At 72.2% G+C, this 18882-nt stretch carries 13 protein-coding genes and 1 tRNA gene; 6 read left to right on the forward strand and 8 right to left on the reverse strand.

Going from position 1 to position 18882, the window contains the following annotated elements; all coding sequences use genetic code 11:
- Window positions 1-283: 283 nt before the first annotated feature.
- The 6 genes from thrB to ACFYY7_RS08810 all read right to left on the reverse strand — a co-directional run bounded on the left by thrB (window position 284) and on the right by ACFYY7_RS08810 (window position 6881).
- Window positions 284-1201 (reverse strand): homoserine kinase, encoded by a 918-nt coding sequence (gene thrB / locus ACFYY7_RS08785; RefSeq protein ID WP_351260809.1) that lies wholly within the window; start codon window positions 1199-1201, stop codon window positions 284-286.
- A gap of 320 nt (window positions 1202-1521) precedes the next feature.
- Window positions 1522-2592, reverse strand: coding sequence for a threonine synthase (gene thrC, locus ACFYY7_RS08790; RefSeq protein WP_388658812.1), 1071 nt, complete (start codon window positions 2590-2592; stop codon window positions 1522-1524).
- Window positions 2593-2598: 6 nt separating this feature from the next.
- Window positions 2599-3900: a homoserine dehydrogenase gene (locus ACFYY7_RS08795; RefSeq protein WP_384751820.1), complete on the reverse strand. Its 1302-nt coding sequence runs from the start codon at window positions 3898-3900 to the stop codon at window positions 2599-2601.
- Between the two features lie 95 nt (window positions 3901-3995).
- Window positions 3996-5387, reverse strand: coding sequence for a diaminopimelate decarboxylase (gene lysA, locus ACFYY7_RS08800; protein WP_388658815.1), 1392 nt, complete (start codon window positions 5385-5387; stop codon window positions 3996-3998).
- 26 nt (window positions 5388-5413) lie between these two features.
- The gene (gene nrtL / locus ACFYY7_RS08805) at window positions 5414-6412 is read right to left on the reverse strand and encodes an ArgS-related anticodon-binding protein NrtL (RefSeq protein WP_388658818.1); all 999 of its coding nucleotides are present in this window, start codon (window positions 6410-6412) and stop codon (window positions 5414-5416) included.
- A 55-nt stretch (window positions 6413-6467) separates the two neighbouring features.
- A complete protein-coding gene (locus tag ACFYY7_RS08810; protein WP_388658821.1) occupies window positions 6468-6881 on the reverse strand; it encodes a response regulator in 414 nt (137 codons plus the stop codon).
- 240 nt (window positions 6882-7121) lie between these two features.
- On the opposite strand from ACFYY7_RS08810, the gene ACFYY7_RS08815 reads away from it, so the two are divergent.
- The 4 genes from ACFYY7_RS08815 (at window position 7122) to ACFYY7_RS08830 (ending at window position 10742) form a co-directional block, all read left to right on the forward strand.
- Window positions 7122-7193: transfer RNA gene (locus tag ACFYY7_RS08815), tRNA-Arg, on the forward strand.
- A gap of 149 nt (window positions 7194-7342) precedes the next feature.
- A complete protein-coding gene (locus ACFYY7_RS08820; RefSeq protein ID WP_388658824.1) occupies window positions 7343-7975 on the forward strand; it encodes a hypothetical protein in 633 nt (210 codons plus the stop codon).
- A gap of 93 nt (window positions 7976-8068) precedes the next feature.
- The gene (locus ACFYY7_RS08825; protein WP_388658827.1) at window positions 8069-9109 is read left to right on the forward strand and encodes a helix-turn-helix transcriptional regulator; all 1041 of its coding nucleotides are present in this window, start codon (window positions 8069-8071) and stop codon (window positions 9107-9109) included.
- Between the two features lie 202 nt (window positions 9110-9311).
- On the forward strand, window positions 9312-10742 hold the full coding sequence (locus tag ACFYY7_RS08830; RefSeq protein ID WP_388658830.1) for an MFS transporter: 1431 nt from the start codon (window positions 9312-9314) through the stop codon (window positions 10740-10742).
- A gap of 15 nt (window positions 10743-10757) precedes the next feature.
- Here ACFYY7_RS08830 and ACFYY7_RS08835 read toward each other — a convergent pair whose 3' ends face one another.
- A complete protein-coding gene (locus ACFYY7_RS08835; RefSeq protein WP_351260820.1) occupies window positions 10758-11135 on the reverse strand; it encodes a hypothetical protein in 378 nt (125 codons plus the stop codon).
- 266 nt (window positions 11136-11401) lie between these two features.
- Here ACFYY7_RS08835 and ACFYY7_RS08840 point away from each other — a divergent pair, with 266 nt between their 5' ends.
- Window positions 11402-13603 carry an ATP-binding protein gene (locus tag ACFYY7_RS08840; protein WP_388658833.1) on the forward strand — a complete coding sequence of 734 codons (2202 nt, stop codon included), beginning with the start codon at window positions 11402-11404 and terminating at the stop codon, window positions 13601-13603.
- Between the two features lie 421 nt (window positions 13604-14024).
- Here the strand turns inward: ACFYY7_RS08840 and ACFYY7_RS08845 are convergent, their stop codons facing one another.
- Entirely contained in the window at window positions 14025-15278 is a 1254-nt protein-coding gene (locus ACFYY7_RS08845; protein ID WP_388658836.1) for a hypothetical protein, read from the reverse strand.
- A gap of 360 nt (window positions 15279-15638) precedes the next feature.
- Here ACFYY7_RS08845 and ACFYY7_RS08850 point away from each other — a divergent pair, with 360 nt between their 5' ends.
- On the forward strand, window positions 15639-18863 hold the full coding sequence (locus ACFYY7_RS08850) for a BTAD domain-containing putative transcriptional regulator (RefSeq protein ID WP_388658838.1): 3225 nt from the start codon (window positions 15639-15641) through the stop codon (window positions 18861-18863).
- Window positions 18864-18882 lie beyond the last annotated feature (19 nt).

Here is an 18882-nt window from a genome sequence, read left to right on the forward strand (position 1 = left end):
CGCCGGGTACGGCGGAGAGATGAAGGTGTGCATGGGCCCGGCGCGAGCATCCCCCTGCTCGGCCCACTCCTGGACAAGCGAGGGGTGTCGTGCCGGTTCCGGAGCGTGCACGAAACTGCTCAGGCAGGCTGCTCAGGCAGTTGGGGAGGCTCCCGGAAGAATTGGTGGTCCCGGAAAGGGACACGAAGCAACGCGCCACATAGACGTCGGTTGCAGACTTGAGGTTAACACTACCGGCTCCAACAAACATTCCCCCTCTCACTCACCGGCAATCACTTCTCGGCTACGGGGCGAGCGGCAGCACACTCGCGCCCGGGGCGTCGAGAGCGAGGCGATTGGCCGCCCACCCCTCGCCCGCCAGCTGTGCGACCTTGTCGGCCGCACCGTCCTCGGCCAGTGCGAGCACGGTCGGCCCGGCACCGGAGATGACCGCGGGGACGCCGTCCGCGCGCAGTCGGTTGACGAGTTCCACGCTCTCGGGCATCGCCGGGGCGCGGTACTCCTGGTGGAGCCGGTCCTCGGTGGCGGTGAGCAGCAGCTCGGGGCGCCTGGTGAGGGCCTCGACGAGGAGCGCGGCACGGCCGGCGTTGAAGGCGGCGTCGACGTGCGGGACCGTGCGCGGGAGCAGTCCGCGGGCGGTCTCGGTGAGGACCGGCTTGCCGGGTACGAAAACCACCGGAACGATGGATTCTGCGGGATCCATCCTGATCGCGCGTGCCGTGCCGCCGTCCATCCACGCGAGGGTGAACCCGCCGAGCAGGCATGCCGCGACGTTGTCGGGGTGACCCTCGATCTCGGTGGCGAGCTCCAGCAGCGCCGCTTCGTCGAGCCGGGCGTCGCCGCCGGTCGTCACGGCGCGGGCGGCGACGATTCCGGCGCAGATGGCGGCCGAGGAGGAACCGAGGCCGCGTCCGTGCGGGATGCGGTTGGCGCAGACGATCTCCAGGCCCCGGGGCTGTCCGCCGAGCAGGTCGAAGGCCGTGCGCAGGGAGCGTACGAGGAGGTGGCGCTCGTCGCGGGGCAGCGTGTCCGCACCCTCACCCGCGATGTCGATGTGCAGTCCGGAGTCGGCGACGCGGACGACGACGTCGTCGTACAGCCCCAGCGACAGGCCGAAGGCGTCGAAACCCGGGCCCAGGTTGGCGCTGGTCGCGGGGACGCGCACCCGGACGGCGGCGGCTCGGAAAGCGGGACCGGCCATCGGTTGGAGGACTCTCCTTGTGAGGCAGCGGGGGTGGTGAAGCGGTTTCGTGGTGGCGGGAGGTCGTGGCGCGGCGGGGAGTGGAATTCCGGTGAACCCGACGGCCACAACGGCCCATGCACCGCGGCAGATGCGGCGGGGCGGGTTGGGTACAGCTTATCGAAGGAAGGTTCTGCGGCGACATAGGGCGCACAGGAGGCGCACGATGCGTGTCGCACGCCTCCTATGCGCTCTCCGACCCGAAAAGGGGTGGTTGAGCTGGGTTCTCACCCCGGCCCGTCGGGCACGGCCGACGGGCCGGGGCAGGCCCTGAGCGGGCCCTAGACCAGGCCCAGCTTCTCGGCGGCGGTGGCCGCGTCGACCGGGACCGTGACCGGCTGCGGTGCGCCCGCGACCGCCCAGTCGGGGTCCTTGAGGCCGTTGCCGGTGACCGTGCAGACGATCTTCTGGCCGCGGTCGACCTTGCCCTCCTCGGCGGCCTTCAGCAGGCCGGCGACGGAGGCGGCCGAGGCGGGCTCGACGAAGACGCCCTCCTGGGAGGCCAACAGCCGATAGGCGGACAGAATCTGTCGGTCCGTCACCTCATCGATGAAACCGCCCGATTCGTCCCGGGCGTCCAGCGCGTACTGCCAGGAGGCCGGGTTGCCGATCCGGATCGCGGTGGCGACGGTCGACGGGTCCTTGACGATCTCGCCGCGCACGATGGGCGCGGAGCCGGAGGCCTGGAAGCCCCACATGCGCGGGGTGTGCGTGGCGAGGCCGTCGGCCGCGTACTCCTTGTAACCCTTCCAGTACGCGGTGATGTTGCCCGCGTTGCCGACCGGGAGGACGTGGATGTCCGGGGCGTCGCCGAGCGCGTCGACGATCTCGAACGCGGCGGTCTTCTGGCCCTCGATGCGGACCGGGTTGACCGAATTGACCAGCGCCACCGGGTAGTTGTCCGAGAGCGAGCGGGCCAGCGTCAGGCAGTCGTCGAAGTTGCCGTCGACCTGGAGGATCCTGGCGCCGTGCACCAGCGCCTGGCCCATCTTGCCGAGCGCGATCTTGCCCTGCGGCACGAGGACGGCGCAGACCATGCCGGCCCGCACCGCGTACGCGGCGGCGGAGGCGGAGGTGTTGCCGGTGGAGGCGCAGATGACCGCCTTCGCGCCTTCCTCCTTGGCCCGGGTGATGGCCATCGTCATGCCGCGGTCCTTGAAGGAACCGGTGGGGTTGGCGCCCTCGACCTTGAGGTGGACCTCGCAGCCCGTGCGCTCGGAGAGGACCTGGGCGGGTACGAGCGGCGTACCGCCCTCACGAAGCGTGACGACCGGCGTCGTGCTCGTGACCGGAAGGCGGTCCCGGTACTCCTCGATGATGCCGCGCCACTGGTGGGTGCCCTTGCTGGTCATGGGTCCTTACTCCCCTTCAACACGCATGATGCTGGCGACACCGCGCACGGTGTCGAGCTTGCGCAGCGCCTCGACGGTCGCCGAGAGGGCGGCGTCGGACGCGCGGTGGGTGACGACGACGAGAGATGCCTCGCCGCCTCCGTCCGGTCGACCTTGCTGGCGTACCGTATCGATCGATACGCCCTTTTCGGCGAAGACCGTCGCGACCTGGGCGAGCACGCCAGGCTTGTCGGCCACGTCGAGACTGATGTGGTACCGCGTGACCACGTCGCCCATGGGGCTGACCGGCAGGCGCGTGTACGCGGACTCACCGGGGCCGGTGGCCTCGTTGAGCTTGTTGCGGCAGACCGCGACCAGGTCGCCGAGGACCGCGGAGGCGGTCGGCGAGCCACCGGCGCCGGGGCCGTAGAACATGAGCTGCCCGGCCGCCTCGGCCTCCACGAAGACCGCGTTGTACGCCTCGCGGACAGAGGCCAGCGGGTGGCTCAGCGGGATCATCGCGGGGTGGACCCGGGCGGTGACCGACTGCCCGTCGGCGGCACGCTCGCAGATGGCGAGGAGCTTGACGGTGCAGCCCATGCGGCGGGCGGAGGCGATGTCGGCGGCGGTGACCTCGGTGATGCCCTCGCGGTGCACGTCGCCGATCCGTACCCGGGTGTGGAAGGCGATGCCGGCGAGGATCGCGGCCTTGGCGGCGGCGTCGAAGCCCTCCACGTCGGCGGTCGGGTCGGCCTCGGCGTATCCGAGGGCGGTGGCCTCGTCGAGCGCCTCGGAGTACCCGGCTCCGCTCGTGTCCATCTTGTCGAGGATGAAGTTGGTCGTGCCGTTCACGATGCCGAGGACCCGGTTGACCTTGTCACCGGCGAGCGACTCGCGCAGCGGCCGTACGAGCGGGATGGCACCGGCCACGGCGGCCTCGTAGTAGAGGTCCCGGCCGTGCTGCTCGGCGGCGGCGTGCAGCGCGGCGCCGTCCTCGGCCAGCAGCGCCTTGTTGGCGGAGACGACGCTCGCGCCGTGCTCGAAGGCGGTGGTGATGAGCGTACGGGCGGGCTCGATGCCGCCGATGACCTCGATGACGACGTCGATGTCGCCCCGTTTGACCAGGGCCGTCGCATCGGTGGTGATCAGTGCGGGGTCGATGCCCTCGCGCACCTTGGAGGGCCGGCGCACGGCGACACCGGCGAGCTCGACCGGCGCGCCGATGCGCGCGGCGAGGTCGTCGGCGTGCGTCGTCATGATGCGCGCCACCTCTGAGCCGACCACTCCACAGCCCAGCAGCGCCACCTTCAGCGGACGCGTACGCATCATCCGACCTCGTTTCCTTTACATCTGATGTGTGGACCAGTCTCACTCACCGGACGGGAGTTTCTGCCACCCGTCCGGATCCTGAGACATCTATTTCATCAGCCGACATCGAGACGCAGGAGATCTTCCTCCGTCTCGCGCCTGACGATGACACGAGCCTGTCCGTCGCGCACGGCGACTACCGGCGGACGCAGGGCGTGGTTGTAGTTGCTCGCCATGGAACGGCAGTACGCACCGGTGGCGGGCACGGCGATCAGATCGCCGGGGGCGAGGTCGGACGGCAGGAACGCGTCCTTGACCACGATGTCGCCGCTCTCGCAGTGCTTGCCGACGACGCGGACGAGCATCGGCTCGGCGTCGGAGGTGCGCGAGGCGAGCGCGACGGTGTACTCGGCGTCGTACAGCGCGGTGCGGATGTTGTCCGACATGCCGCCGTCAACGCTGACGTACGTACGCAGCCCCTCCAGGGGCTTGATGGTGCCGACCTCGTACAGCGTGAAGGCGGTCGGGCCGACGATGGCGCGCCCCGGCTCGACGGAGATCCGCGGGGTGGCGAGCCCGGCGGCCTCGCACTCGCGGGTCACGATGTCGCCGAGCGCCTTGGCGATCTCGTGCGGCTCGCGCGGGTCGTCCTCGGAGGTGTACGCGATGCCGAGCCCGCCGCCGAGGTCGATCTCGGGCAGCTCCACCCCGTGCTCGTCACGCACCTCGGCGAGCAGCTGGACCACGCGGCGGGCGGAGACCTCGAAGCCGGCCATGTCGAAGATCTGCGAGCCGATGTGCGAGTGGATGCCGATGAGCTCCAGGCCGTCGAGGGTGAGCGCCCGGCGCACCGCCTCGGCGGCCTGTCCCCCGGCCAGCGCGATCCCGAACTTCTGGTCCTCGTGCGCGGTGGCGATGAACTCGTGGGTGTGCGCCTCGACGCCGACGGTCACCCGGATCTGTACGCGCTGCCGCCTGCCGAGCCGCTGCGCGACGTGCGCAACCCGGGCGATCTCCTGGAAGGAGTCGAGCACGATCCGCCCGACGCCGGCCTCGATGGCCCGCTCGATCTCCGCGACGCTCTTGTTGTTGCCGTGGAAGGCGATGCGCTCGGCCGGCATCCCGGCGTCCAGCGCGGTGGTCAGCTCGCCGCCGGAGCAGACGTCGAGGTTGAGCCCCTCCTCCTGGAGCCAGCGCACGACGGCGCGCGACAGGAAGGCCTTACCGGCGTAGAACACGTCGGCGTCCGGCCCGAAGGCGTCGGCCCAGGCGCGGCAGCGGGCCCGGAAGTCGCTCTCGTCGAGGAAGTAGGCGGGGGTGCCGAACTCCTCGGCCAGCCGCGTCACTTCGATGCCCCCGACGGTGACCGCGCCGTCCTCGTCGCGGCTGACGGTGCGGGCCCAGACCTTCTCGTCCAGGGCGTTGAGATCGGCGGGCGGGGCGGTGTAGTGCCCCTCCGTCATGACATCGGCGTGACGGGGCCCGGCGGGGTGTGCGGATCGGCTCATGGTGTTGCTCTGTTCTCTCGGATCTCTCAGAGGACTTCGGGTGTGCTGATGCCGAGCAGGGACAGGCCGCCGGCCAGCACCGTCCCGGCGGCTTCGGCAAGAGCGAGCCGGGAACGGTGGGCGGCCGAGGGTTTCTCGTCACCGACGGGCAGCGGCGAGGCGCTGTCGTGGAAGTCGAAGAATGCCTGCGCGAGGGCTTCCAGCTGCCGGGCGACCCGGTCCGGCTCGCGGTGCCGGGCGGCGGCGGCGAGCACCCCGGGGTGGTCGGCGAGCAGCTCACCGAGCACGGGCGCGTCCACGCTCTCCTCGTACGCCGCACCGAACCCGAGCTGCCGGGCGTTCCGGCCCAGCGCACGGATCCGGGCGTGCGCGTACCGCACCCGGAACAGCGGATTGCTCTCCTGCTGTACGAGCAGCTCACCGCTCCCGGTGCCCCGGGGCCGGTCGTGCGGAGCGGCCCGCAGCAGCGACCACCGCGCGGCGTCGCTCCCGAGGCGCTCGAAGAGATCACGGTCGGCGGCCGGCACCGGCAGCACGTGCAGCGCCTCCCCGCCCGCCGTCCGCTCCCCGGCCTCGGCACCCTGGGCCCGGAGCAGCCGCTCGACGGTCCCGGTGACGACCCGGGCCCGGATCTCCTCGACGGGCGCGAACGAGACCTTCGTACCGGCGAGGGCGTCCCCGTGCCCGTACGCCGTACCGCGCTCGGCGACGCTCCGCACCACCGCGCCGAGGCCGCGCGCCCCGGCTCCCAGCGTGAAGTTCAAAAACCCCGGCCCGGTGACCTCGACGTCCCCGATCCCCGGCGCGCCCAGCACTCGTACCCGGAGGATCTCGGCCACGTCCCTGGCCGGCAGCGCGGCGGGCCCGGCCAGCTGGAGGGCGACGGCACAGGCGTAGTCCCCACGCCCGCCGGGTCGCGTCCGCTCCACCCGCACACGCGCGGGAACGGGGGCGCGCAGGGCGTCCTCGTCGACCGCGCGGCGCACGGCGTGCAGCACGGTCCTGGAGAGATCGGCGGGGGTCACAGGACAAGCGTATGGGAGGAAGGGGGCCACCCCGCGACCCTGTTTCGCCATGCGGTCACCCCGCGGCGCGCTCCGCCGTCCCGGCGCTCCGTCTGCCGTCGAGCGACGGCTGGTCCTTCCGCTTCATCAACTGCCGCACGAGCCGCACCAGCTCGGTCGGCTCGAAGGGCTTCTCGAGGAACGCGTCGACCCCCGCGGCCACTCCGCTGTCCACCTCGTACGGCGTGCAGGCGCTGATGATCGCCACGGGCAGATGTCTGGTCCGGGGATCCGAGCGCAGTCTGGTGGCGGTCTGCAGACCGTCCAGCCTGGGCATGACGACATCGAGCGTGATCACATCGGGGCGGACCCGATGCACCAGATCAAGACACTCGACACCATCGGCCGCGGTCACGACCTCGAAGCCCTCAAGCTCCAGGTTGACCCTGATCAACTGCCGGATGACCTTGTTGTCGTCGACAACAAGCACGCGGCCACACGCCCCTGACACACTCCGAGAGTAGGGGCGACTCCGTGGCTGCGTCCGGGTTTTACCCACTTCCGCCCCCGGACGGGTGGCGCGAGGGGTGGCCGGATGCATCCGGAACACACTGCACGCCCCCTCCGCCCGGCCCCGAACCGCGCCTCCGGCGGGCCGGGAAATACCTGTTCACGGACACCCCGCGGAAGCTGGTAGTGTTTCACCCGTCGCCGAGCAACACAGCGATACGCCCTCGTAGCTCAGGGGATAGAGCATCGGCCTCCGGAGCCGTGTGCGCAGGTTCGAATCCTGCCGAGGGCACCTGAGAAAGACCCTCCGACCAGCGGAAAAGCTGAGCGGGGGGTTTTTTGCATGCCTACTGGAGGCTGCGGGATGGCGGCCGTCACCCTTGGCGTTCCGGACCCGGACCCTGGCCGCGAACAACAGGAAGGGCGACAGGAATCCACCCGATGAACAGCTCCAGCCGGAATACCGCTGCCGAGCAACCCGCGCGTCGCCGACGGCGGCTGCCGGTCGCCGCCGTCATCGTTCTGGCATTCGTCGCCTGCGTCGCCGCTGCGGTCGGCGTGGTCGCCCACGTTGCCGATGATGCGTCGTCGGACCTGTCGGACCAGGAGATGAACTGCTGCTGGGAGGAGGGTGCCACCCCGGCCTGGATGAGCAAACAGATGGGCATCCGCATCCCGGAGGCGGCTTCGGACCGGCGTGCGGGCTACAAGGCCGGGCAGCGCTACGACACCGGGTTGCTGTCCTTCGTTCTGCCCGGCAAGGAGGCGGACGCCTACACGCGCCGGCTCGTCCGGGAAAGCACCGAGATGATCGGGAACTCTCATCCCGAGAAGAAGGGATACCGGCCTGCTGCCGCTTTCTCCCGTCTCGGGCTGGCCGAGCCGGAGACGTTCGTCGAAGGACTGCGGAAGACCAGCCTCTGCCCCGATGAACTCGACTCCCCCGAAGGCAAGTACCTCCGGCGCTGCATCGACCTGTTCGCGCACGAATTCAGGCCTGCCACCACGCGGATCTACGTGAGGTCGACCATCGAACCAGCGGTGACACCGCCGCCAGTGAGTCCCGGCCCATAGAGCACACTCCGCGCCCGGCCGGAGGACCGGAGAAGAACTCAGGCTACCCTAATCAGAGGCGTGAGGGTTGTTCACCACGACTCTGGAGGCGGTGTGACCAGGCGCTTCTCTCTCACGTCCGCACGTGGGTACGCGGATCTCGGACGGCAGTACCGGGACTTCTACGCGGCGATCGGGGACTGCCGCGGCGGTGGCGCCCAGGGCACCCGGGTGTACGAGCTGCGGTCGGAGACCGGGGCCGGGAGCATCACCGTCCATGAGCTGCTCCACGGGGTCACCCTCACCTTGTACGACCTGACGTTCCACGACGAACTGGTCCTCGACTTCGATCTCGCGGGCGACTACTTCGAGCTGGAGTACTGCGTCGACGGGCTGATGCACCTGGAGGAGCGGGCGACCGGGGCGACGGTCTTCGGGGCGAACGAGCTGTCGATATCGCACTCGCGGGCTTCGGCGGGGCGGCTCGTCCGGCCTGCCGGGCAGCGCTATCGGGGTGTGTCGATCGCGGCCCGCCGGGAGGCGCTCACCGCCTATTTCGGGAGTCTGGGAGCGGCGGCCTGGGAGGAGAGCGTCGAGGAGATGTCCGCCGAGTCGCGCGACGCGCACTATCTCGGGCGGCAGGCCCCGCCCGAACTCGCGGCCTCGTTCGCCGACTTGTTCACCTGTGCGCTGCCGGCCCGGTTCCGGGCGCTGTATCTGGAGTCGAAGGTCATGGAGATCCTCGCCCGGATCGTCGCGGGCACCGAGCCCCCGCGCGGCACGGCCCGGCCGCCGATGGCGGAGTACGAGATCGAGCGGATCCGGAAGGTTCCGGAGCTGCTGATGGAGAACCTCCACGAGCAGCACACCGGGAAGTCGCTCGCGCGAGCGCTGGGGATGACCACCAAGCGGCTGAACGAGGGGTTCAAGCAGCTCTACGGCGACACCGTCTTCAGCCACCACCGCAACGCCTGCCTGCGCCGGGCCTCGCTGCTGCTGGTGGAGACCGACCTCAGCGTCGCCGTCGTCGCGCTCAGGTGCGGCTACTCCAGTCCCAGCAATTTCTGCCACGCGTTCAAGAAGCGCTACGGGCGGACGCCCCGGCAGTACCGGGTGGCACGGGCCGCGGCCGGTGCCCGGGAGGCCCGTTCCTGATCCCGCCGGGGTGCCCGCTCCACATTTCGTGGTCGCGCTCTCCGTACACGTGCCACCGCGTTCGTTCCGAGGATGGGTGGGCGCGGCCGGCGAGTACGAGGCCTGCCGGAACCCGGTGACGGGCCGGCTCGCCATGGCCGGCCCGACGGGCACGGCCGGTGCCCGGACGCGTACGAACGGCCGTTCCGGAGGAACCGAGTCCATGGCACCCCGTCGCTTCGCTCCCCTGATCGTCGCCTGCACGGCGACGTTTCTGCTGCTCGCGTACGCCACGGTCGTGACCGTGGCCATTCCCGCGATCGCCGCCGATCTGCACACCGATTTCGCGGCGTTGCAGTGGGTCGTGGATCTGTACACGCTCGCGCTCGCGGCGCTCCTGATCGTCTGCGGGGCGGTGGGCGACGCGTTCGGCCGGCGCCGGGTCTTCCTGGCCGGGTTCGCTCTCTTCACGGTGTCCTCGCTGGCCTGCGGGCTGGCGCCCGGGGTGCGGGAACTCGTTGTGTTCCGGGGTGCGCAGGGGGTCGGCGGGGCCGCCATGTTCGCGACGACGCTGCCGCTGATCAGGGCGTCGTACCAGGGGCGGGAACAGCACCGGGCCTTCGCCGTCTGGGGCGCCGTGGCCGGGCTGGCCGCCGCTGTCGGCAATGTCTGCGGCGGACTGCTCGCCGAGGCCCTGGGCTGGCGGTGGATCTTTCTGCTCGCCGTGCCGGTGGGGGCGGCCGGGCTGGGGCTCGCCGTCGTGTTCCTGCCCCGTGATCCGGAGCGCCGGGCCGGGCGGATGGACGTACCGGGGTCGGTCCTGCTGAGTGCGGGCATCGCCGCCCTGGTCGTCGGCGCGCTCCTCTTCGGCGAGGACGGGACGGGGGCGGGCCCGGGGCTCGCCGCCGTCGTGGCGGCCGTGGCCATGCTCGCCTTCTTCGCGTACGAGCGCCGTACGACGGATCCCGTCATCGATCCGGCGCTGTTCCGCCATCCCAGGTTCGTGGCCGTGGTCTCGGTGGCGTTCGGCTACTACTTCGCCGCGTTCGGACCGCTGACGGTGATGTCGTCCTGGTTCCAGGACGGTGCGGGCCTGGACGCGGTCGACACCTCGCTGTTGCTGGCCCTCCAGCCCGCGGTCTTCTTCGTCGTCTCCGCCCTGTGCGGGGCGGTGCTCCAGCGCGTGGCGCTGTGGATCCCGCTGGGCGTCGGCACCGCGCTCGTCGCGGCGGGGTGTGCGGGTTTCGCGCTGCTGGGCGTCTCGTACGGGCCGGTGGCGCTCGTGCCGTCGCTGCTGCTGACCGGGGCCGGTGCGGGCATGGTGTCGCCGGTGCTTCCGTCCGCGGCCATGCGGGACGCCGACCCGTCCCGCGCGGGCACGGCCGCGGCCGTGGCCAACACCGCCCGTCAGGTGGGTCTCGCGCTGGGCACCGCGGTGTGCGGCGGGCTGTTCGTCGGGCTCTCCGCCCCTGGGCGGCGGGAGTACACGGCCGCGGTCGGGGATGCGGGGGCCGTCGCGGCGCTGGTCGCGCTGGCCGCCGCGGCGGTGGCGGTGATCCTGCTGCGGCGCGCGGACACGAGGGCGCGCGGGGCCTGCGGGACGGGCGGTGGGGTGCGACCGGCCCGTTCCCGGGCGGGTTCGGGCGAGCCGTAGGGCTCTTGCGTACGCCTACGCCCCCGCGTCGTCCGGTCCGTCGGAGCCGATCTGTTCGGCCCGCAGGGCCAAGTCCTGGAGTACGTCGGCGGAGGTCACGTCCGTCTGCCCGGAGTCGTGCACCTGGGCCAGCATCGCGAAGGCCAGGGTGAACGCGCCGACCAGCTGCTCCACCGCACCGCCGACCTCCCGGCCGACCAGCGTCGCGACCTCCTCGATCGAGGCGTCCTCGGGGACGGTGATCCGGGGCATCGTCTCGTTGAGGAGCACGGTCACCACGCTGGGATCGGTCTCCAGGTCGTCGCGGTCGACGTTCTCTTCGAGCAGCCGACGGATCTCGCCCGCCTCCGTGAGGATGCCCACCACCCGCTTCACCACTTCGCTCTGCTCCATCCGGCGAGCATAGGCGCGCAGCGGTGCGGGCGGTGATCAATCGGCCCTTCCCGTCGGCGTTCCGTGCCGGACGGGGGCGTTCGCCTCGGGTTCGGGGGCGTCGCGAGCTGTCTTGAATATGCCTTCGGCACATCGATGAAGCGGGACCCTGGGCAATATCAGGACATGCGGGAGGGTCCGACCCCCGGCGAGCCGGATACTTCGCTCGCCTGTGCGGAAAGGATGTTCTCCAGGAGATTGCCGGATGGCCGTCCGGAGGGGGACCGGTGCTGGGGCACGAGCGCAGTGACAACGACTTGAGCGGTACGGTGCACGGTCCCGCGATCCAGTCGGGGAAGGTGTACGGCGGCATTCACTTCCATACGGAGGCCGCCCCGGAGGCCCGCGGGCCGAAGCCGCCCTGGCAGCTCCCGCCCTCGATCCGGATCACCGGCCGTTCGGCGGAGGTGCGCACGCTGGAGGGGCACCGTGCCCGTGCCACCCGGGAGGGGCATCCGACGCTGGCCGCGGTCAGCGGGCTGGGAGGTGTCGGCAAGACCGCGGTCGCGCTGGCCTGGCTGCACACCATCCGCCCGCACTTTCCCGGCGGTCAGCTGTACGCGGATCTGGGGGCCCAGTCGCCCGGCGGCCCGGTGGACCCGGGCGAAGTGGTCGGGCGGTTCCTGCGGGCCCTGGGCGTGCCGACTCCGCAGGTGCCCCCGGTCCTCGCCGAACGGATCGCGCTGTACCGGTCGTTGACCGCGGACCGGCGGCTCGTGGTCATGCTGGACGACGCGGCGACCGCAGCGCAGGTCCGGCCCCTGTTACCGGCGGGTCAGTGTGTGACCGCGGTGACCAGCCGACGGCGGCTGCCGGGGCTGAGCGTCGACGGGGGCCATGTGATCCATCTGGAGCCGCTCGGGCCGGAGGCGGCGGTGGAGCTGCTGGATTCCACCCTGGCCGACGGCCGGGTGGCCGCGCAGCCCGAGGAGGCACGGGCCCTGGTGGATCTGTGTGCGGGGCTGCCGCTCGCGGTGCGTATCGCCGGTGCCCGGCTGGCGTCGCGTCCCCGCCACGGCATCACCACGATGGTCCGGGCACTGGCCGAGGAACGCGACCGACTGGAGGCGTTGGCCATCGACGGCGACCACGATGTGCGGGCGGCGCTGGACCTCTCCTACCAGGGGCTTCCGGCCGGGGCCGCCCGCCTCTACCGGCTGCTGGGGCTGCATCCCGGGCGGGAGTTCGGCGGGCCGGTGGCCGATGCGGTGCTGGGCTCGGACGCCGCCGACGCGCTCGATGTGCTGTACGACGCGAGCCTGCTCATCGACGCCGGTCAGGCGGCCGGGGCCGAGCGCTACCGCTTCCACGACCTGGTACGGCTGCACGCGCTGGCGCAGGCGGACCGGGACGAGTCCGCCGAGGAGCGGGCCGCGGCGCTGCGCCGCATCGGCTACCACTACCTGGCCAACGCCACCCGTGCGGAGGAGGTCATCGACCCGCAACACCGCACCATGGCCCGGAACTTCGGCCCCGGCCCGGTCGTGGACGCGGGCTTCGGTGACGGCTCCACCGGCGACGGCGCGGGGGCGGCGGACGCCGCGCTGGACTGGCTCGAACACGAACTGCCCAACCTCATGGCGGTGCTCCGGCTCGCCCGGACGGCCGGAATCCCGGCGCTGGGCTGGCAGTTGGCCGACGCCATGTGGCCGCTGTTCCTGCGGCGCAAGTTCTACCCGGAGTGGCGCGAGGCGCACCGGGAGGGGCTGCTCGCGGCCGAGGAGTGCGGCGACGCGGCGGCGGTGTGCCGGATGCTCACCTCGGGCGGCCTGGGCGAACTCGACATGGACTGCCCGGAGCAGGCGCTGGGGATGTTCGAGCGGGCCGCCGATTCCTTCCTGCGCACCGGGGACACGCTCGGGCACGCCCGGACGCTCAACTACCGGGGTCTGGCCCACCAGCGGCTCGGTGAGCCGGACCGGGCCGCCGAGTTCTTCGGCCGGGCGGCCGCCGGGCTGCCGGACTGCGGTGACCGCAGGGCCGGTGCGCTGGCGCGGTTCAACCTCGCGGATGTCGCGCTGTCGCGCGGGCGGTACGAGGACGCCGCCCGCGAAAGCGAGGCCGCCCGCGCCGTGTTGCGGGAGGCCGGTGACACGTACAACACCGCCCGCGCCGACGCGCTGGCCGGGCGGGCGCACCTCGGCCTGGGCCGGCTCGACCGGGCCGAGGCCGGTCTGCGGGCGGCGCTGGACACGTTTCGGCCCATGTCCGCCGACTACGAGACGGCCCGCGCGCTGGGAGGCCTGGCCCTGGTCTCCGAACGGCGCGGGCAGCCCGAGATCGCCCGGCAGTGCTACCGGGAGGCGCTGATCCTGTACTCCGCCGTCGGCGGGCCGGACTCGGCCGACGCGCGGGAGGTGCGGGGCAGGCTGGGCGCGCTGGAACCGGAGGCCGGGCAGAACGGCGCCACGGGGACCGGCGCCGGCTGAGTGCGCGCGTTCCCGATGACCCGTACCGCCGTCGTGCCGAACTCCGCCACGGGCAGCCCGGCCACCACCCAGGCGTGGGCAACCGAGGCCCAGACCGCCCACGGCGTACCCGGCCGGCGCCCGTCCAGTTCCACCGGGGCGCCTTCCCCGCCGAGGAGCAGCCAGCACCGGGGGCCCCGGTGCACGGCCACCACCAGGGCCCCGGGGTGGCGGGCGGCCAGCGCCGTCGCGGACCGGGGCCCGTCTCCCCTGGCAACGAGCACGTCGGCGAGCAGCGGCAGCGGGGACGGGGCGGGCAGCCGGACGCGTACGTGCTCGTCCAGGACCGGGGCCCCGGTGTCCGGGTGCAGCAGGGTGACCTCGGTGCGGCGGACCGGGCCCCGGGCGCAGGGGTCCTCGTACAGCGCCATGGTGAGCGCGGTCATCGCACTCCCCCGGCCCGCTCGTCGTACCGCACGCCGAACGGCAGCGGTGCGTGTTCCGGGGCGAGTCGCACCGCGGGGGCGCGCAGCCGGAGCTTGCGGTAGATCAGCGCGCGCATCCTGGTGGCGAACCGGCCGGGTTCGGAGGTGATGCGGTCCGCGATCCGCTCGTACCGCTGCCGTCGGTAGAGCGCGGAGGAACGGGCGAGCTGGCGGCCGAGCGGGCGGTCGCCGTGCAGCCTGGGGACGAGCGAGGCCAGTTCGGCCACCGGTGAACCGGGGTCCACGTCCGCCTCCGGTGCGCCCGCCATCAGTACGGGGACGCCGGTCATCGATCCGTAGAGCGAGACGGATCCGTGGTCACCGACGATGTAGTCGGCGGCGACGAGGGCACCGACCCAGTCCGCGTGCTGGCTGATCACGGTGAGGCCCATCCTGCCCAGGGTCGCCAGCCAGCTGCGGATCTGCCATTCCCCGTGGGCGTTCCAGATGTTGGGGTGGAGCAGGACGGCGACCCGGTGGTCGTCCCGGGGCAGTTCGGTGACCAGCCGTTCCAGGAGTTCCGGGCTCTGCCCGAACAGGGAGCGCGGTCCCCAGGTGGAGCAGGCGAGCACCAGCCGCTGCCGGGCCCTGGTGTGCAGTGCCTCGCGGTAGAGCGCCCGCAGGGGCATGCTCGCGGCGATGCGATCGAAGCAGGGGTCGCCGACCACCTCCGCGGCGGGCAGCGCCTCGGGGCACTCGCGGCCGAGGCGGGTCAGTTCCTCGTGGTGCGCCAGCACGATCGACTCGGGCACCAGCCTGCCGTCCTGGACGAGCCACTGGCGGTTCAGCCCGTACACCCCGCGTTCCGCGACCGGGCGCCCGCGCTGCCCGCCCGGGACCAGCTTGTTGTGTCCGGCTCCGTGCGGCAGCACGATCACCGGGGCGTGCAGGTCGTTCAGCCCGCCGTGGGCAGCGGACAGGGCCAGGTCGAAGGGCATCTGGACCGCCTGGTGCCAGGGCAGGACCAGGCCGCCGAGCTCCGCCAGGAAGGAGTCCACCCCGTGGCTGAACACGTCGGGGGCCGCGGTGAAGAACACCTGCACCCGGGCGTCGCCCTCCAGCAGCCGCACCGCGTCCAGCAGCCGCTGCCCGGCGGTCACCGTATGCACGACGGCCAGCACCCTCCGGCGGATCTGCCGGGTGGCCCAGCGGTCCACGTCCAGACGCATCGGCACGTGCGGCCGATGTGTTTCGGCCATTGTCAGAGTCATTGAATCGATCCCCCGATTCCTCGTCCCGGACCGGTGCGCCCGTCCGGGGCGGCCGCGTCGTTTCGCGGCGCACGCCGAAGACATGCCCCACGTGTTTGACGGGTTGCTTGCAGGAATCCTGCACTCCGGGTGCGGGCGGTTCCGGGCCCGCTCCGGGCCGGTTGCCATCGGCTTCCGGGCCGGTTGCCGACGGCTCCCGAGCAGCTCTCGGGCGTTCGGAACGGCGGTGGGGAGATGCGCCCTGTACGCGCCCGTGCGCCCCTGCCTGCTCCCCGCACCCGGGGTGACAGTGGAAGGTCCTGCACACAGGTGCGGGCGCTGCCGTCGACGGCAGGAAGCAGCGCACCCAGCGGGGGCGATGTGGAACTTCTTGCTCTGGGACCTCTTGAACTATGGCATCAAGGACAGCAGTGCGGGCTCGGATCGGTGAAAACGCGCTGCGTACTGGCCGTTCTGGTGCATTCGCTCGGTGAGCCGGTCTCCATGGACGCTTTGATCGACCGGGTCTGGGGCGATGATCAGCCCAAGTCGCCGGTGGACACCATGCAGAGCTATGTGTCGAAGCTGCGCAGGCTGCTGCACGACTCGGTCGGCGACCTCGTCCAGGTGGAGCGCCCGTCGCCGCGTCAGTACCAGCTCCGCATCGACGCCCGTACCGAGGTCGATGTCTCGCACTTCCAGCGGCTGCGCAAAGAGGCCCGCGCGGCGGCCGGGCAGGGCAAGCGGGAGCTGGCCATCGGTCTGCTGCGCACGGCCGAGGACAGATGGCGCGGGGAGCCGTTGCCCGAGTCCAGGAGCGACTGGGCCGCCTCGGTACGGGGCCGGCTGGTCGAGGACCTGCGCCGGGTGCGGGAGGAACGCATCGGGCTGGAGCTGGAGTTGGGGCGGCACGCCGATCTCGTCGGTGAACTGCAGGGACTGGCCTCGGAGAATCCGCTGGCCCAGCAGGTGATCGCCGATCTGATGGTGGCGCTGTACCGGTCCGGGCGGCACGACGAGGCGCTCGCCGTCTTCCGCACCACACGGACCCGGCTGCGCACGGAGCTCGGCATCGAGCCGGGTTCGGACCTGCAGGAGCTCCACCGGCGCATCCTCGGCCAGGACCGTACGCTCCTGGAGATGGCGGTACGCGCCGACCGGCCGGCGGACCCCGGGCCGCGCACCAACCTTCCGCGCGACAGCCGCGACTTCACCGGCCGCGCCGCCGAACTCCGGCTGCTGCTGGGCGAATCGGCGCAGCGGGACGGCTCCGCCGCACACGATCGCGGGCAGCCGGCGGGCTCCGTCACGCGCGGTTCCGGGCAGCCGGACGGCTCCGCCGCGTACGCCATGCCGCTCACCGTCATCCACGGCATGCCCGGCATCGGCAAGACCACGCTCGCGGTGCACGCCGCCCACCGGCTCCACGACGCCTATCCGGGCGGCCGGCTCTACGTCGATCTGCACGGCTTCGGCGGGCAGGCGCCGTACGACCCCGCCGAGGCCCTCGCGGTGCTGCTGCACGCGGCCGGGGCCGGCGGTGACCTGCCGGACTCGCTGGACGCGCGGGCGGCACGGTGGCGCGAGTGGACGGCCCGCCACCGGGTGCTCGTGGTGCTGGACAACGCGCGGGACGCGGCCCAGGTGCGTCCGCTGCTGCCCGGCGCCGCGAGCTGCCGGGCGATCGTGACCAGCCGGAACCGGCTCGCCGGGCTCGACGGTGCCTCCTCGCTCCTGGTGGAGGGGTTGTCCGACGAGGAGGCCGCCGCCCTCTTCACCCGGATCGCGGGCGCCGCCCGGGTCCTGGCCGACCCCGAGGCGCTCGCGCTCGTGATCCGGGCCTCCGGCTGCCACCCCCTTCTCCTCCACTGGTTCGCCAGCCGCTTCCGGCACCGGGAGTCCTGGACCCTGCGCCATCTGCTGGACCGGCTGGCCGAGGCGGCCGACCCGCTTGACGAGTTCGACGACGGCGAGCTCGTCTCCGCGTTCCGCTTCTCGTACACCGAACTGGCGTGCCCCACCCAGAAGTTGCTCCGCCATCTGGCGCTTCATCCCGGCCCGGACATCACGGTCGCCGCCGCCACGGCTCTGGTCGGCGCGGACCCGGACAGCACCCGGATCCGCCGCGGTCTTGACGAACTCCACGACTTCCACCTCCTTGAGGAGCCCACCCCGGGCCGGTACCGGCTGCACGATCTCACCAGGGCCTTCGCGCTGCGCATGTTCGGCCGGGCGGAGCCGGAGGAGTCCCGGGCCCAGGCGGTCGGCAGGCTGTTCGGCCACTACCTCACCACGGCGCACCACGCCGACCTGCACACCCGGCCGCACCGCCGGAGACTGCCCGCGGGGCCGGAGTGCACCTCGGCGTACGCCACCGGATTCGGCGACGCCGACAGCGCTTCGGCGTGGCTGGTCCAGGAGCGAGCCAACCTCCTCGCGGTCGCCCGTACGGCCGCCGACGAGGCTCCCGCGTACGCGGCTCTCTTCCCGCACGTGCTCGCTCCGGTGCTCAAGCGCTGGGGCACCTGGGCCGTCACCAACGAGCTCTACGGAGCGGCCGTTCACGCCCTGCGCGCCCTCGGCACCCCGCACGCCCTCGCGCAGACGCTGGTCGAGGCCGCCGACGTACTGGCGCAGACCCGCCCCGACGAGGCGTTGAACTGTGCGGGCGAGGCGCTGGAGCTCTTCCGCGGTCTCGGCCGTCCGCACGGCTGCGCGGACGCCCTCTTCCAGGCGGGCCGGGCACATCTGGCGGCGGGGCGCGGAGGGGCGTCCCTGCGCGTCCTCGACGAGGCCCTGACCGGGTACCGGCAGGCCGGGGACCGCGAGGGCGAGGCGGGTGCGCTGAACGTCCAGGGCGCGGCGTTCTTCCATGCGGGCCGTTACGGGGAGGCGCTGGCCAGGGCGCGGGCGATTCTCGGCATCTACGAGGAGACCGGAAACCTGCTCGGGCAGATCCACGCCCAGAACAATCTGGGCGAGTTCCATCAGAGCCAGGGGCGGTACGAGGAGGCCCTCGCCCACTACGAACGCTCCCGGGCGCTGGCGGAACGGCACGGCGGCCGGCAGGAACTGGACATCCTGGATACGAACATGGGGGCGGTGTACCAGGCGACCGGGCAGACCGCGCGGGCCCTGGTCTGCTTCCGGCGGTCGCTGGAGTCGCACCGCGCCCACGGGGATGCCTTGGGGGAAGCCAACGCGCTGATCAGCATGGGGACGATGTACGCGGAGACGGGACGCACCGGCGATGCGCTCACCCACTTCCGGACGGCCGGGGAGGTGGCCCGCCGGATCGACAGCGGTTACGAGTACATGCGGGCCCTGCTCGGTGCGGCCGATGCCCTTCGCGTGTCGGGGCAGTTCGCCGCGGCCTGGGAGAGCTACGAGCTGGGCCTGGCGGAGGCCAGACGAACGGGGTCACTGCTCGGTGCGGCACAGGCCCTCGCGGGACTGGCCCACACCGCGCTGGTCACACACCGCTGGGGCCCGGTCCGGCGCTACGGCACCCGGGCGGTGGCGCTGTACCGGAGGCTGGAGGCCTGGGAGGAGGCGGACGACCTGCGCCGCCTGCTCCTGGAACACCCCGAGGTGGCCGGCTCCTGAGCGCCCGCGCTCGGGCGCC

It is taken from the genome of Streptomyces sp. NPDC001933 (genome assembly GCF_042890955.1).
Taxonomy (GTDB): Bacteria; Actinomycetota; Actinomycetes; order Streptomycetales; family Streptomycetaceae; genus Streptomyces.